The organism is Cyanobacteriota bacterium (genome assembly GCA_027618255.1).
Lineage (GTDB): Bacteria > Cyanobacteriota > Vampirovibrionia > LMEP-6097 > LMEP-6097 > JABHOV01.
In genome coordinates, this window is record JAQCFG010000054.1 from 1 (window position 1) to 14,298 (window position 14,298).

The 14,298-nt window shown below is 40.1% G+C and carries 15 protein-coding genes; 7 read left to right on the top strand and 8 right to left on the bottom strand.

Annotated elements, in window-relative coordinates:
- A partial coding sequence (locus O3C63_07680; GenBank protein ID MDA0772807.1) for a hypothetical protein occupies positions 1–452 on the top strand: 452 nt, incomplete at its 5' end.
- A 35-nt stretch (positions 453–487) separates the two neighbouring features.
- Positions 488–1,240 carry a twin-arginine translocation signal domain-containing protein gene (locus tag O3C63_07685; GenBank protein MDA0772808.1) on the top strand — a complete coding sequence of 251 codons (753 nt, stop codon included), beginning with the start codon at positions 488–490 and terminating at the stop codon, positions 1,238–1,240.
- Here the strand turns inward: O3C63_07685 and O3C63_07690 are convergent.
- Complete coding sequence (locus tag O3C63_07690; protein MDA0772809.1) at positions 1,237–1,881, bottom strand: lysophospholipid acyltransferase family protein; 645 nt, start codon at positions 1,879–1,881, stop codon at positions 1,237–1,239. The two genes, O3C63_07685 and O3C63_07690, sit on opposite strands and share 4 nt — an antisense overlap.
- A 108-nt stretch (positions 1,882–1,989) precedes the next feature.
- Between O3C63_07690 and O3C63_07695 the strand changes: the two genes are divergently transcribed.
- Positions 1,990–3,249 carry a pyridoxal phosphate-dependent aminotransferase gene (locus O3C63_07695; protein MDA0772810.1) on the top strand — a complete coding sequence of 420 codons (1,260 nt, stop codon included), beginning with the start codon at positions 1,990–1,992 and terminating at the stop codon, positions 3,247–3,249.
- The gene (hflX, locus tag O3C63_07700) at positions 3,250–4,437 is read left to right on the top strand and encodes a GTPase HflX (GenBank protein MDA0772811.1); all 1,188 of its coding nucleotides are present in this window, start codon (positions 3,250–3,252) and stop codon (positions 4,435–4,437) included.
- Here the strand turns inward: hflX and O3C63_07705 are convergent.
- Positions 4,394–5,926 (bottom strand): phosphoenolpyruvate carboxykinase (ATP), encoded by a 1,533-nt coding sequence (locus O3C63_07705; protein MDA0772812.1) that lies wholly within the window; start codon positions 5,924–5,926, stop codon positions 4,394–4,396. The genes hflX and O3C63_07705 overlap by 44 nt on opposite strands.
- A 120-nt stretch (positions 5,927–6,046) precedes the next feature.
- On the opposite strand from O3C63_07705, the gene mdh reads away from it, so the two are divergent.
- Complete coding sequence (mdh, locus tag O3C63_07710; GenBank protein ID MDA0772813.1) at positions 6,047–7,003, top strand: malate dehydrogenase; 957 nt, start codon at positions 6,047–6,049, stop codon at positions 7,001–7,003.
- Complete coding sequence (locus tag O3C63_07715; protein MDA0772814.1) at positions 7,000–7,710, top strand: sulfite exporter TauE/SafE family protein; 711 nt, start codon at positions 7,000–7,002, stop codon at positions 7,708–7,710. Before mdh ends, O3C63_07715 begins: the two co-directional genes overlap by 4 nt.
- Before the next feature lie 56 nt (positions 7,711–7,766).
- On the opposite strand, the gene O3C63_07720 is transcribed toward O3C63_07715, so the two are convergent.
- The 6 genes from O3C63_07720 to O3C63_07745 all read right to left on the bottom strand — a co-directional run bounded on the left by O3C63_07720 (position 7,767) and on the right by O3C63_07745 (position 13,250).
- On the bottom strand, positions 7,767–8,246 hold the full coding sequence (locus tag O3C63_07720; GenBank protein ID MDA0772815.1) for a flavodoxin domain-containing protein: 480 nt from the start codon (positions 8,244–8,246) through the stop codon (positions 7,767–7,769).
- 18 nt (positions 8,247–8,264) lie between these two features.
- Positions 8,265–8,888, bottom strand: a complete 624-nt coding sequence (locus O3C63_07725; GenBank protein ID MDA0772816.1) for an NADH-quinone oxidoreductase subunit I — start codon at positions 8,886–8,888, stop codon at positions 8,265–8,267.
- 13 nt (positions 8,889–8,901) lie between these two features.
- On the bottom strand, positions 8,902–10,314 hold the full coding sequence (locus O3C63_07730; protein MDA0772817.1) for an NADH-quinone oxidoreductase subunit H: 1,413 nt from the start codon (positions 10,312–10,314) through the stop codon (positions 8,902–8,904).
- A gap of 95 nt (positions 10,315–10,409) precedes the next feature.
- The gene (fabZ, locus tag O3C63_07735; protein MDA0772818.1) at positions 10,410–10,877 is read right to left on the bottom strand and encodes a 3-hydroxyacyl-ACP dehydratase FabZ; all 468 of its coding nucleotides are present in this window, start codon (positions 10,875–10,877) and stop codon (positions 10,410–10,412) included.
- A 61-nt stretch (positions 10,878–10,938) separates the two neighbouring features.
- Positions 10,939–12,195, bottom strand: coding sequence for an aspartate kinase (locus tag O3C63_07740; protein ID MDA0772819.1), 1,257 nt, complete (start codon positions 12,193–12,195; stop codon positions 10,939–10,941).
- Positions 12,196–12,224: 29 nt separating this feature from the next.
- Complete coding sequence (locus O3C63_07745; GenBank protein ID MDA0772820.1) at positions 12,225–13,250, bottom strand: hypothetical protein; 1,026 nt, start codon at positions 13,248–13,250, stop codon at positions 12,225–12,227.
- A 163-nt stretch (positions 13,251–13,413) separates the two neighbouring features.
- Here O3C63_07745 and O3C63_07750 point away from each other — a divergent pair, with 163 nt between their 5' ends.
- Positions 13,414–14,220, top strand: coding sequence for an HDOD domain-containing protein (locus tag O3C63_07750; protein MDA0772821.1), 807 nt, complete (start codon positions 13,414–13,416; stop codon positions 14,218–14,220).
- The last annotated feature ends 78 nt before the right edge of the window (positions 14,221–14,298 follow it).

The following is a 14,298-nucleotide window of genomic DNA, read 5'->3' on the forward strand; positions in this document are numbered from 1 at the left end:
CTGTATTTGCAAAACTAGCTCCTATCGCATCACAACTCGCACAACATAGCCCTGGAGAAGTAGCAAAAGAGGCAACAAATTTTTTAATCCGTAATTTTGGCAAAGTTGGTCATCCAAGATTAAGACAACTTAAACTTAACGTGCTAAAAGCCGCGCTAGAAGCCAATCCTGCAGAAGCGTTAAGAGGGATCCAACAGGGAGTAGTATTATCTCATTTTTGTAATGAAGCAAGAGCCGAAGATGTCACCGCTAACTTAAATGATATAGCAGCTGCCGTTCAAGCCTCTGGACAAAATGGTGAACTTGCACAAGCTGTTTTAACAGAAATTGCTGATTCAATTCGTACTATTCAGAGATTTCAGACCCTTACCACTGCACAAAAATTAGCAGCCCCAGTAAACAATAATGCACCTAGTACTGTTGCGCCTGCACAGTATTCCCTAAATGCTTAAAATCATACAGAGTAACCTAAGTTATAATAGTTTCCATGGAAACTAAAACTAAGCAAATATCAAGACGAGCATTTCTAGCAGGACTAGGAGTCACCGGAGCCGCACTTGGCTTAAGCGCTTGTTGTCCAATGGGCAGCCTCGATCACAAAACGAAAGCAATTGACTTGGTGCATGGTAACGATCCGAGTTTGTTTCCAGTCTATGACGGCAAAGAATATACCAAAAAGGATTTTAGTCGCTTGACTCAAGATACCAATCTCGGTCTTAGCCCAGAAATGATCAACAATCACCTTGGTCTTTACGCTAAGTATGTAGACAAAGTAAACCAATCAGAAGCCGAGATGCGCGCTGGTGAGATCACAGAATTGGGCATGAAAAATCTTGCCTTCTCACTTAACGGAATGGCTTTACATGATATTTATTTTTCTAATATGAACAGTAGCAAAAGCAAAGCATCCAAGGCACTCTCAAAAGCAATCAACGAGAGCTATGGCAGCTTTGACTCTTACTATCGCAACCTAACCAATATCGCAACTCAAGTCAAGGGCTGGTCTATCACTGCAGTCAATTTACTCAACGGTAAATTAATTAACTACGGCACCGAAGATCATAGTGCCAACTTTCCTAACTTCGTAATGCCAATTCTGGCACTTGATGTCTATGAACATGCTTACGTAATTGACTTTGGTGATGACGGTAAAAATAGCTATCTAGATAGCTTCACTGCAATCATAGACTGGGATCTAGTCTCAAGAAGATATGATGCGATGATGTTGCAATACAGCTAAGATCTAACAGGCATAGCATAATCACAAAGCTCTGAGATCTTCTCCAGGCATTCCCAAGCTTGATCATCCAAATCTCCCTTGTAGTCTATTTCATATGGCTCGCCAATTTTGACAATAATATCCTTCTTACCTCTGTAACTAATTCCCATTGGAATAATTTTGGTTTTAGTGAGTTTGGCAATAAAAATCGGTCCCTTGTTTGGTTGAGCTAGTTTGTGCTCATCTTGGGATCGAGTACCTTCAATAAAAATCCCAAGTGACCATGCACCCAGGGCAGTCACAGTACTAAGAGCTTTTTTGGCAGCCTTAAAAGTCTTGGATTCAGGATTTTCGCGATTAATAGCAATAGTACTTGTCAGCACCATATATAAGTAGAGCAAAGGATTTGAAAATAACTCTTGTTTAGCAACAAAAGCCGTTGGTCTATCAATAGCAAAACCCAAAAGCGGCGGATCCGTATAACTTCGATGATTCGAAACAACTATATAGTTCTCATTAGGATCTGGCTTCTTGCCAACAAACTCAATACTAGTGCTCTTAATCAAATGAAAATAAGGTCTCAAAAAAATCGCACAACTAATGCTTTGAGCTAAGACACTTAGCCAAGAAAAGTAATATAAATTTTTGAGTTTATCGAACACTTTAAAATAAGCGTAATGCAGCTCTTATGCATTACTGACCAAGTCTATTGTACAATATTGCTTATGCCTTTTTATGAGACTAACGCCAGAGTAAGCAAAGATCCCATTATGGGACTTATTCAAATGGCTGCTCAAGATAGTGACAAAAATAAGCTCACAGCCATTGTGGGTTCGGCGGCAGCTGACAATGGTGATCTTTTGATTCCAGAATCAGTGATTGAAGCAGCACGAGAAGTACATAACAAAGTCGATATGGCTTACGCATCTAGTTTTGGTCTTGCTGGACTTCCTGAATTAATGAGTGAAGAAATTCTTGGCGCTGATATCGCCAAAGCTCTCAAGGAATCAGGAATCGCCAGAGCTGAGCTTGTCACTTCGGGTGGTACAAACGCCATTGCAACAGCCTTGCTTGCTTGCACCAACAAAGAAGATCAAATCATTACTCATAGCCCACACTGGGCTGGTTATGACAGTATCACTCTTGCAATCGAACGCAAACCACTTATCAACTTTGATATTCTTGATGCTGAAGGTAACTTCAATCTAGTAGCTTTTGAAACTACTATCAAAAACCTAATCGCGTTCAAAGATGATGCCAAAATTATTTTGGTAATGAATACACCTTTTGACAATCCTCTTGGCAAGGATTTTGGTGTGGCTGCCTGGAATGAGATTGGCGAGATCCTTTCCAAATACAATGACAGAGAGATTCTCATCATTCTAGACACTGCTTACCTTGATTTTGGACCAGAAGGCAAGGATTATTGCAGATTGAGTTTCATCCCAAATCTATTCAAAAAAATCGATAGCCCGAATTTCAAATTAGTAATTGCTGGGACTGTGTCCAAAAGCTTTGCAATGTACGGGGCGAGGGTTGGTGTTGCAACTTTGCTAAGTAGCGACCAAGAGACTGTCAGCCAATGGCGCGACACTGCTGGCGGCTGTATCAGAGGTACTTTTAGTAACGCTTCAAGACCTGGTCAAGCAATCACTCAATTAGTTTTACAAGACCCAAAGAAACTAGCTAATGTTCATGAATGGCAAAAAACAACTTCTCATTTGATGAACAAGCGTCGTGATTTTTTTATTGAAGCGATGCAAGGCAGATTGACAGAGGAGTTTAAGCTCATTAGACCAGACAGTGGTTTTTTTATTAGCTTAATGATCAATGACAATAAATACCAAAACAGTACTTTTGCACAAATCTTTTATAAAGAGCTACTGGCTAGCCAACTCTATGCGCCATTAATTTCTGATCAGTTTTTAAGAATACCTACCTGTGGACTGTCAGAGAGTAAGTTAGAGCAAGTTGCTAATCGCATTGTGCAGGTAGCAGAGAGAATGCGTAGCATCAAAGAGAAAGCTTAAGTGAGCAACAAAGCAGTACTCATAGACGTAATAGACCCGCGCACAGATAGTAAAGAAGCTGAACTCAGACTTGAAGAACTTGATAGCCTAGTGAAGACATATGGCGGAGCAACTGCACTCAAGGCTTTTCAGAAACGAGCTAAGCCAGCCTACAAGACTTATATTGGTACCGGCAAGATTGACGAAATTTTTGAAGAACTGGATGGGGATTTTGACATTGTCATTCTCAACAATATAATGAAACCTCGTCAAATAGACAATCTAGCTGAGTATATTACCGATTTAGAGATTGCCAGACTCAAAGAAGCAGGACGCTTTGAGACGCCACGCAAGATTCAAGTTTGGGATAGAGTAGACTTGATACTCAAGATTTTTGACAAGCACGCCGATTCAGCTGAAGCCAAGTTGCAGATTGAACTAGCAAGTATCAAGCATATGGGTACGCGTATTTTTGGCATGGGCTTGCAGCTCTCTCGCCAGGCTGGTGGTATCGGTACTGTGGGAGCAGGTGAAAGTAACCTAGAGATGATGAAACGTCACTTGCGCAAGCGTGAGCAACTTGTCAAAGAAAAAATCAAAAAATACGCTGGTATCCAGCAACGCCAAAGAGAGCAGCGCCGTGACCGCAACATGAAAACCGTTGCTCTAGCTGGTTATACCAATGCTGGCAAAAGTACTTTAATTAAAACTCTCACTAACAAAAAAGAAGTCTATATCGCCGATGAATTGTTTGCAACATTGGATTCTAAGATCGGGGAGCTATATTTAGGTAATGATTATAAGTACAAGGTAGGGCTAGCTGACACTATCGGCTTCATTCAAGACCTACCTCCTGATTTAATTCAAGCATTCAAAACCACTCTTGCTGAAATAGTAGACGCTGACTTAATCCTGCACCTCATTGACATCTCCGACAAAAATATCCACCTCAAGATCAAAGTAGTTGAAGAGATTCTTGATGAGCTATTAGACGGCAAAACCACTCAACGAATTTTTGTTTTCAACAAGCTCGATAGGCTTGATCATCTCAGTGAAGAAGATAAACTAGCTTACATTGCCGAGCTAACAGAACGCTATGCCAAGAACCAACCGCAGTTGGTGTCTGCTTTAGACAAAACTAGTTGTGATGCTTTGATTGAAACAATTAGTTCTTATTTTTTTGTGCCTCAAACGAGTCCATTAGCTTAATAGCAGCCTCTTTGTAAGCAGCTTGATCATTCCATTGACTCTCTGGGCTATCAACACTTTCTGGAATTGCTAAACCCAGTATCGGATGTTTAGTTGTAGCTTCCTTAGCAAGTGAACCATTATTGATCCTGTGAATGATAGCTCTAGTCAGGCTCAATGGCATACGTTTGCCAACACCAAACTGCCCGCCTGCCCAGCCGGTGTTGACTAGCCAACAATTGACTTTGGCATGTGAGATGCGATCCTTAAGCAAGTCGCCATAGACTTTGGGAGCAAGCGGCATAAACGGCGCACCAAAACAAGGACTAAAAACAGCCTTAGGTTCTACTACTCCCATCTCAGTACCAGGGATCTTAGCGGTGTAACCAAGCATAAAGTGTTCACTAGCTTCTTCCGGGCTCAATTTTGAAACCGCAGGCAAAACACCAAAAGCATCACAAGTAAGCATAATGATATTTCTTGGTTGTTTGTGTACAAACCTGTCAAAGAGAGCATTTGGGATAAAGTAGATCGGATAAGAGACTCTGCCATTTTCGGTGATCTTTTTATCAAAATAATCAAGTTCACGGTTTTCGTTCATAGCGACATTCTCGATAGTTGCACCAAAACGACGTGAAGCGGCATAGATCTCTGGTTCTGAGCGAGGTGTAAGCCCAATGGACTTGGCATAACAACCGTCTTCAAAGTTAAATACTCCATCATCAGACCAACCATGCTCATCATCACCAATCAATTTGCGTTCTGGATCAGCAGACAGAGTCGTCTTGCCTGTACCAGAGAGTCCAAAGAAGATACTTACTTCCCCTTGCTCACTAGCATTCGCCGAGCAATGCATTGGCATAATGCCACGTTGCGGGTAGATATAATTCAATAAACTAAACACGGATTTCTTAATTTCACCAGCGTAAAGAGTCCCAGTGATAATTACTTCCTTGCTGCTGTAGTTGACTATGATCGCAGTGCCTGAATTAAGTTCAGGTTCTTTACTTGGATCTAGCTCTAAATGCGGCGCATGGTAGACAACGTATTCTGGCTCATAAGCATCTATCACTTCTTCACCATAACTAAGCCTCGCAGAGTTAGTGTTAACTGCAGAGAGCATATTGCGAATAAACAAACTATGAAAAGCAGTCTCCGTAACGACTTGAACATAAACACAGTTCTTAGGGTCAGCTCCTGCAATTGTATCTTGAGTATATAAATCCTTAGTAGCAAGGTAAGTGATTACCTGCTCGCGAATTCTGGCAAAAGCTTCTGGCGAAATTGCTTTATTGATATTACCCCAATTGACTTTGTTTTCAGTCTCTGAATCTTTGACAATAAATTTGTCATCTGATGATCTACCGGTTTTTTTACCGGTATGTATAACCAAAGCTCCCCGATCGCTAAGCTGAGCTTCACCGTTTTTGATAGCTAGTTCATAGAGCTGAGCTGTTTTTAGGTTGCGGCTTGCCTTACTGAGGTCTAACTTAGTTATTTGTTTTTGCATTATTATGTCCTTTGTATATTTACCCTAGAATCACGCCATTGTGACCCTTATACCGAATATAATAACATGTATTGCGCGCTGCTGTTTTCAGTCTCTTGTAGCAGGGTATATACTATAGGTATGCAACAAGCAAAAGTAACAGTTATAGGAGCAGGTAATGTCGGAGCTGCAGCAGCTCAAAGGCTTGCAGAGAAAAATATCGCAAATGTCGTCTTACTAGACATCATGGGCGGAGTTGCCGCAGGTAAGGCTCTTGATTTGATGGAAGCAAGACCAGTTGAGCTTCATGACCGCATGATTGTTGGCGGAGATGATTATTCACTAAGCGCAGGTTCTGATGTAGTTTTAATGACAGCTGGCTTGGCGCGCAAACCAGGCATGAGTCGTGATGACTTGCTCACAAAAAACGCAGCAATCGTCAAAGGTTGTATTGAAGAGGCTTACAAGCACTCACCAAACGCTATTTTTATTACAGTATCTAATCCAGTTGATGCAATGACACAACTGACTCACCAAATTCTTTCAGCCAAGGGTGTGCCAAACAATAAAATCATTGGCATGGCAGGAGTGCTTGATAGTTCACGTATGGCATTTTTTATTGCTGAAGCACTTAACGTATCAATCAGAAATATTCAGCCTTGTGTAATGGGCGGGCATGGAGATGACATGGTACCAGTAGCAAGATACACAACAGTAGCCGGCATACCGCTTCCAGACTTACTTCCAGAAGCTAAGATCAACGAAATTATTGAACGCACCAAAAAGGGTGGAATTGAAATAGTCAACCTACTTGGTACAGGTTCAGCTTTCTATGCGCCAGCTTCAAGCTCAGTAGAAATGATTGAAGCAATTCTTACAGACCGTAAACAAATTCTTCCTAGTTCATGTATGCTCACTGGGCAGTATGGTATCGATGGAGTTTATGTCGGCGTTCCAGCTAAATTAGGTTCAAATGGGATTGAAGAAATTCTTGAACTTAAACTAACTGCTTCAGAGCTTAAAGAACTTCAATCATCAGCAGAGTCTGTTCGCAGCAATGTTGCCAAGATGGCTGAGTTGATGAATGCGACTGCGTGATTTTCTCCTTAATATTTATAGCTAGCTTATTAGGCACAATCACTGGCTTTGGTACATCAACCATCATGATGCCAGTGCTGATGTTTTACTATCCGACAGCAGAGGTCTTGTTTTTTGTTTCTATAATTCATTGGTTTAATGCTTTGTGGAGATTGATTCTATTTCGCAAGGGTTTTGACCTTAAGTTAGTAATGAGTTTTGGCTTAGTTGGAATGATAGCGGCTTACTTTGGTGCCAAGACCTTTTTTGTAGTAGATGAAGTCTTGATTAAAAAAAGCATTGCGGTATTTTTATTTGCTTATGCAATTTTCTTGGGACTCAATCCCAAATTCAAAATCTCATTTAATTATTTCACTGGCGCGCTAGGCGGCGCTCTCTCTGGATTTGTTGCAGGAATTTTTGGAATGGGCGGCGCGATACGCGGAGCCTTTCTCTCGGCTTTTGATTTACCCAAAGCTGTTTACTTGGCTAACTCAGCGCTGCTTTTGATGCTAATTGATAGTTCAAGGTTACTCACTTATTTCAACCAAGGACTTCGCTTTGATCACTTGCTGGGACTGAGTTACATGGACCTTGCTCTTTGTATTTCAGTTTCTTTTGTAGGAGTTCAAGCTGGCAAAATGATAGTTGATAAAATTCCACAAGAGAAATTCAGAATCGGGATTGCTATGTTTTTGCTTTTGATTGCTGTGAAGTTGTTTGTGTAATTCGCCTGGATTGCTTCGCTTGATGGTTTGCGATGACTGAATTTTCAAAAACAAACCTAACCCTTCAAAAGCGGAGCCATCTTAGTAAAGAACTCTACAGACCACTTCTCAAAGCCAGCCGCATAATCAAGATCCATATCTTTGCGAGCCATGATTTGCTTGCCGCCTAGTTTAGCTATCGCCTCATCAACTCTACGTCCACAACCACAAAAGTCTTGATAGCCTGTATCGCCCATCGCAAGCACTGTGTAATTGAGTTTCGATAAATCTGGACTTGATGCTTTGTAAATATCAAGACAAAACTTTTCTGCTGAAGCAGGCGGATCACCCTCTCCCCAAGTAGAAATTACGATTACGGCATTGTCCATAGCAGCAAGGTCATCTACTTTGACATCCTTCAGGTTCTTGCGAACCACATCAAACTTGACTGCGTCGCCAGCTTTTTTGAGAATCTCCTTACCAGTAAGCTCAATGCTTTGAGCTAATTTTTCTGAGTTGCCAGATTCTGATCCAAACAATACATTCAATGTTGCCATAATTTATTCCTTAAACGACTACGCCGCTACTGTAACTCCCATCGCTTCAAGTGCTGCATCTACAGCCTTGTGACAGATTCCACCTTCTGCTGGAGGCTTATTAGAAGGGTCAGCCATTAACTTTTCTTCTGCTTTTTCACGCTTGGTCTTATAACCCTTCATATGGAAATAATTTCTTGATTGTTCTTGGGTAAGAGTTAATTTACGAATATCATAAATCAAATCCTCACGAGTCTCGGTAGACATCTCAAAATCAACTGTGTTGATTATACAGTCAGTAGGACAAACTTCTGTACAAAGACCGCAGAACATACAAAGACCATGATCGATATAGAACTGTGATGACTTGGCTTTGACGTCAGGATGAGCAATCACTGAGATACAAGCATCTGGGCAGATTCTTTCACACTGCTTACAGGCAATACAAAGATGCTCTCCAGTATCAGGATCCACGTTTAGAGCTAGTCTATGACGCGAACGACCATAAAGCTCTGGCATCTTATTTGGGTAGCTACTAGTGATTGGATCACGAGTTGTGTTTTTGAGCACAGTGTACATGCCAAGGAAGATATTGTAGAGTCCATCTACTGTTCTGGTGACTGGCTTAGTTGCTGTCTCTATAAATTTATTAAGTGTTACCATAAAATCCTTTTATTTATCCGAGATACTCCAAACAAAGAGTGACTAAGAAAATTATACCTAAAGTCAGTGGTATCAAATACTTCCAACCAAATTCCATTAATTGATCTTGTCTTAAACGAGGAAGAGTTGCTCTAATCCAAATTGCTACTAAGAACATTGAGTAAATCTTAAGTAATAAAACTACTGAAGTTAGAATCCAAACTATATTGAGATGGCTAAGCATACCACCTAGATCACCCAGCACAGGGAGACTAACACTAAAGTTGCTAAGCATGTCATAGAGCTGTATTTCAGCTGCGACACTAATTGGCAAATGTGATCCACCAAGAAAAAGAATTACTGCAATTCCAGAAGCGATAAACAAGTTAGTGTATTCAGCCAAGAAAAATAAAGCGAACTTCATTCCGGTATATTCAGTGTTAAATCCAGAAACCAGTTCAGACTCAGCTTCAGGAAGATCAAAAGGAATACGATTCACTTCAGCAGTTGAAGCTACTATAAAGATCAAAAATAAAGCCACGCAGAGACCAGTAAAAACTAAAGATACAAAACCTTCTTGAGCATTACCGTGAAAACTAGCAAAAATATTCAATGCTTTAGGAAGATGTCCGTTACCAAAAATATTCCAGTTCATTAAACCGCCAGCTTGTTGATTTGAAATTTCAACTAAGTTCATAGAGCCAGAAACCAAAACCATGGCAATCATGGCGAGCACCATTGGGATCTCATAACTAATGGCTTGAGCTGCTGCTCTAAGTCCACCGATTAATGAGTACTTATTGTTTGAAGCCCAACCACCCATGACTAGTGACATTGTGCCGAGTGACACAAAGCCAAGCATGAAAACTAAACCGATATCTATATCAGTTGCAACAAAAACACCAGTGTTGTTTGAAGCAATTGAAAGAAGGGGCAAGAATACAACCATTGCAGGCGCGAAGAATAATGCAGGCGCTAGTGTGAATAATAATTTGTCAGCACCAGCAGGACTAATGTCTTCTTTGAATAATAGTTTCAATGCATCAGCAAAAGTTTGCAAAAATCCATTTGGACCGACTTTATCTGGTCCAATTCTCATAGTGAGTAGTGCTAAGAACTTACGCTCGCAAAGCACCATAAACATGGCGTTGACAGGAATCACAGTTGCAATCGTGATCGTCGGTGCTAGGTAAGCAATAATCTCACTAATTTTAATTGCTAAGTCTAGATCAAGTCCAATCATTCCAGGTAGAACTTCAATTAATAACTTAGGCAAAACCCAAGCAAAAGTAACGCCCGCACCTGCGGCAGCAACAAAAACAATAGAGATCCACACTGCAGCCAATACAAAAAATTTAAAGGCCTGCGACAATGCTGACCTGACAGCAAAGTGACTTCTCGGATGAAAACTATTTAGTAAATCTAGATCGATAACTTTTGTGCTCATAACTCAATACATATCCTACTTTATCTATGGGAATAGGTAAATTCTAGATAATTTCACAAGTAGTTAATCAAGTGCAACCGTAAAGCCCAACAGTCCTAAGCCATCAGATCTTCAGTCTTCTGCATAGCAAAACCAAGAACACCTTCAACGGCAAGCTCACCATTGACTTCTGCTTTAAAATCAAACTTGCCAAAAGGGAAACGGAACTTGTTCAATGAGACTTTGATTTCTAGCTTGTCACCAGGTACAACCATACGTCTGAATTTTACAGAATCAAGCCCAGTGAAGACTCCAAGATAGCCTTCCTTATACTCTTGCATACTAAGCATCACCATACAGGAGAGCTGAGCAGCAGCTTCAAGCTGAAGCACTCCAGGCATAATTGGTAGATCAGGAAAATGCCCTTGGAAATGTGGTTCATTGATAGAAACATTTTTGAAACCAGTCGCTGATTTACCAGGAACAAGCTCTTCCACTCTGTCCACCATCACAAAGGGATAGCGATGCGGCAAAAGCTGCTGTATTTGTTTAATGTCTAGGCTGATAGTTTCCATGGTGCTCATCAGGAATCAATTATAGCAAATCTACCTTCATTCTGAACAAAGCGTCAGGATGACGATGATTTTATACAATAATCGGCTCATTGCTCTTCTCAAGTTCAAAAGCCGCATGAATCGCTTGAACTGCTTTCTCTGCATTAGCTTCATCAATCAAACAACTGATCTTGATCTCACTTGTTGAGATCATTTGTATATTAATACCTGCTTGGGACAAGGTCTCAAACAAATTAGAAGCAATACCTGGTCTATTAAGCATGCCAGCTCCCACTATAGATACTTTGGCAATACTGCCATCAGCCTCAACCCTGCTACCTTCTATATCTTTGAGAATATCTTCACAAGTACGTTTGGCTAGTTCCATGTCTTCACGCGGCACGGTGAAAGCAATATCATTCACTCCATCACGCGGCACAGATTGAATAATCATATCTACGTTGATTTTGTTTTTACCAAGCTCACCAAAAACCCTACTGGCGATTCCCGGTCTATCAGCAACATTGATAATTGCGATCTTGGCTTGCTTTGTATCAAGCGCGACTCCAGTAACTGCTTTGGTTAATTCCATATCTAACATCCTTTTAAAACTTATAACTCTAGTACCCTCGTTTGCTGAATTAAAACTATTACGCACCCGCAAATCGATATTGTATTTTTTGGCAAGCTCAACAGAACGAGGATGCAAAACTTTGGCACCTAAGCTAGCAAGCTCAATCATTTCCTCATAACTAATATGTGAGAGCATAGTAGCTTCTTTAACTAAACGCGGATCAGTAGTAAAAACCCCATCAACATCTGTATAAATATCACAGCGATCAGCTTCAAAAGCTGCAGCTAAAGCAACAGCAGAAGTATCAGAGCCACCACGTCCAAGTGTTGTTACTTCACCATCTTCGGTGATGCCTTGAAAACCAGCCACAATAACTATTTCACCAAGATCAAGATGTTTGTTAATTCGATCACATTTGATCTCCGCAATTCTTGCTCTATTGTGAGACGACTCCGTTACAAAACCTGCCTGCCATCCAGTTAATGAGACGGCTGGATGCCCGAGTCGTTGAATAGTCATGGCAGTGAGTGAAATAGAAACCAATTCACCTGTTGCAAGTAACATATCTAATTCACGTCCAGAGCAGCCAGGACAAGCCTGATTAGCCAAATCAATTAATTGATTTGTTGACTTGCCCATCGCAGAAGTCACAACAATCACATTGTGCTCTTGCGCTTCCTTGAGAGCTATCTTTGATATACGTTCAATACATTTGGCATCAGCAACAGAGCTGCCACCAAACTTGAGAACGATAGTAGTATCTTTTCTAGCCACGTAAGCTACTCATTTTAGTACTTTAGTAGCTAAAAATCAATACTTAGATTTGTTTCAACTTTGCGTGCTGATCTACCACCAATACGAGAGACTAAATTAGCAGTCTTAGAACTAGAATCATTTGGGGTACAAACCTTGATATTCACGGTTGGTGTTTTTAATGGGAAGCAATCAGCATTACTTGCTCTCAATTCTTTTCCTCTAGCAGATTTCAGAGTTGAGTTGTTGAGTTTAAGCAAAAAGAGTTCATTTGGTTTATCAAAACGACTGCTATTGATCATCATATAGTTATTCACAATGAAACCATTTCTATCTGCCGATTCAAAATCACTCTCTCCAATCTTGCCAAGCCTTGTTGAATTATTAAGCAGTCGATAAGTAAAACTATAACCAAGATGATGTGCAGCAATATCTTTAATCACTAGCCTTCTTCTAATACTTGGTTTGTTTCCAGCAATTGTCCAAATACCTTCAACCTTGTTTTGGTATTTATTTTCTTCATTCAAAATAGTTTCAGAAGCTGTGTTTGTCGTCGGAACAGTATTGATATCAGCTCCAGATTTTACAAACTTGATAGTAGATAAACTGGAAGCAAAGAAGCTAGAAGCATTACACTGAGCAGAGTCTACAGCTAATCTATCTCCGTGTTTCTTTTTAACAAGAGTGGCATCTATGCCAACAGTAGTACAAGCTGCCAGTTGTGTTTTGACTTCAACACCTGGTCCAGTATTATTCTCAAAATCTATTTCGGCGATATAAGTCTGAGCAAACCCCATATTAATCAAATCAAAAACTATGTAATCCCCAAACAAAAATCCTTGTAACGAATTTTCTTCAAGATCTTGATGGGAGCCTTGCGTATAACTAAATCTTGAATTATTTTCCTTTGAAACAACAAACGTAATATCAACAGTGTCAATCAATTGATTAGTCGAATCAAAAATACTCCAAGTACCAATGAGCGCAGTCCCATTTGTATTGGCGGCCCGAGAATCAAGAGCTGGCTGGAGAAGTAGGATAAGTAAGATAGATATGGTGATTTTACGTAGAGTCATGGTGTTTATAGACGTTTGTATAAGGATTTAGTTTTCCATATTGTCTATTTCTTAGTATTTCAAAAAATAAATGAAAAAACCTAGTTATTTTACTCATTTTTAACTGATTCTTAACTAAACCTGTCAATATAGGCCCTAAGGTCTAGATCATCGGGAGTAGAGAATGTCATTAGTAGAAGAAGATATAGCAAAAAAACTGGATAGTTTGCCAGCGAGTTCGCCGGCAGTAACCAAATTAATTAGTATTATAGACAATCCGACGACGACACGAGACGATGTCTTGCGTTTGCTTACTTTGGATCAAGTATTGTTTGCTCACGCATTTAAATATGCAAACTCAGCAGCCTTGGGCTCATGCCGCAAACTAGTCTCATTAACAGAGATTGTTGATGTACTTGGTTTCAGCGCCCTCAAGAGTATTGCAATACTTACAGCATTGCGTAATATAAGCACTAATAGAGGACAATGGTTTAATGCCATTTTTACTGCACTTGCTGCAAAAAGAATTGCAATCACATTAAGTAAAGAAGCTGAATTCTGCGAGGATGTTTTTATGGCAGCGATGATGCAACAATATGGATTATTTGCAATAATGAATTTTTATCCAAAAGAATACAAAAAAATTAATCAAAGTTTGAGTTATAACGAACGCCTAAAACAGGAGACTAAACTCTTCGGATATAATCATCTTGAACTATCGACAAGGGTACTTGAAATCTGGGGACTACCTAAAAAAATCGTCTCTGTCGTCGCCAATCAAGAATCACAAGAGAATGATCAACTAAACAAATATAATCAAATTATAGATATTGCTAGAGCAATTCTAGAGTCTGGTAGATTCAAAAATGAAAATAACTTTAAGGATTTTATCAAGACTAATAAAAAATTACTTTCCGAATTAAAGCTCAAGATTGGTCAAGATTTTATTGATGAAATATTTACAGACGCACACAACTTAATGACCATGTAGATGGTGCCGAGGAGGAGAATTGAACTCCCTACCCTTCTTCGGCGATACCAGCCCTTATCACAGAAGCACTACTGAGAC

Coding starts and splice junctions, on each gene's coding strand:
- O3C63_07685 (MDA0772808.1), top strand. CDS start 488: ATGGAAACTAAAACTAAGCAAATATCAAGACGAGCATTTCTAGCAGGA.
- O3C63_07695 (MDA0772810.1), top strand. CDS start 1,990: ATGGGACTTATTCAAATGGCTGCTCAAGATAGTGACAAAAATAAGCTC.
- O3C63_07705 (MDA0772812.1), bottom strand. CDS start 5,926: ATGCAAAAACAAATAACTAAGTTAGACCTCAGTAAGGCAAGCCGCAAC.
- mdh (MDA0772813.1), top strand. CDS start 6,047: ATGCAACAAGCAAAAGTAACAGTTATAGGAGCAGGTAATGTCGGAGCT.
- O3C63_07720 (MDA0772815.1), bottom strand. CDS start 8,246: ATGGCAACATTGAATGTATTGTTTGGATCAGAATCTGGCAACTCAGAA.
- O3C63_07725 (MDA0772816.1), bottom strand. CDS start 8,888: ATGGTAACACTTAATAAATTTATAGAGACAGCAACTAAGCCAGTCACC.
- O3C63_07730 (MDA0772817.1), bottom strand. CDS start 10,314: ATGAGCACAAAAGTTATCGATCTAGATTTACTAAATAGTTTTCATCCG.
- fabZ (MDA0772818.1), bottom strand. CDS start 10,877: ATGAGCACCATGGAAACTATCAGCCTAGACATTAAACAAATACAGCAG.
- O3C63_07745 (MDA0772820.1), bottom strand. CDS start 13,250: ATGACTCTACGTAAAATCACCATATCTATCTTACTTATCCTACTTCTC.
- O3C63_07750 (MDA0772821.1), top strand. CDS start 13,414: ATGTCATTAGTAGAAGAAGATATAGCAAAAAAACTGGATAGTTTGCCA.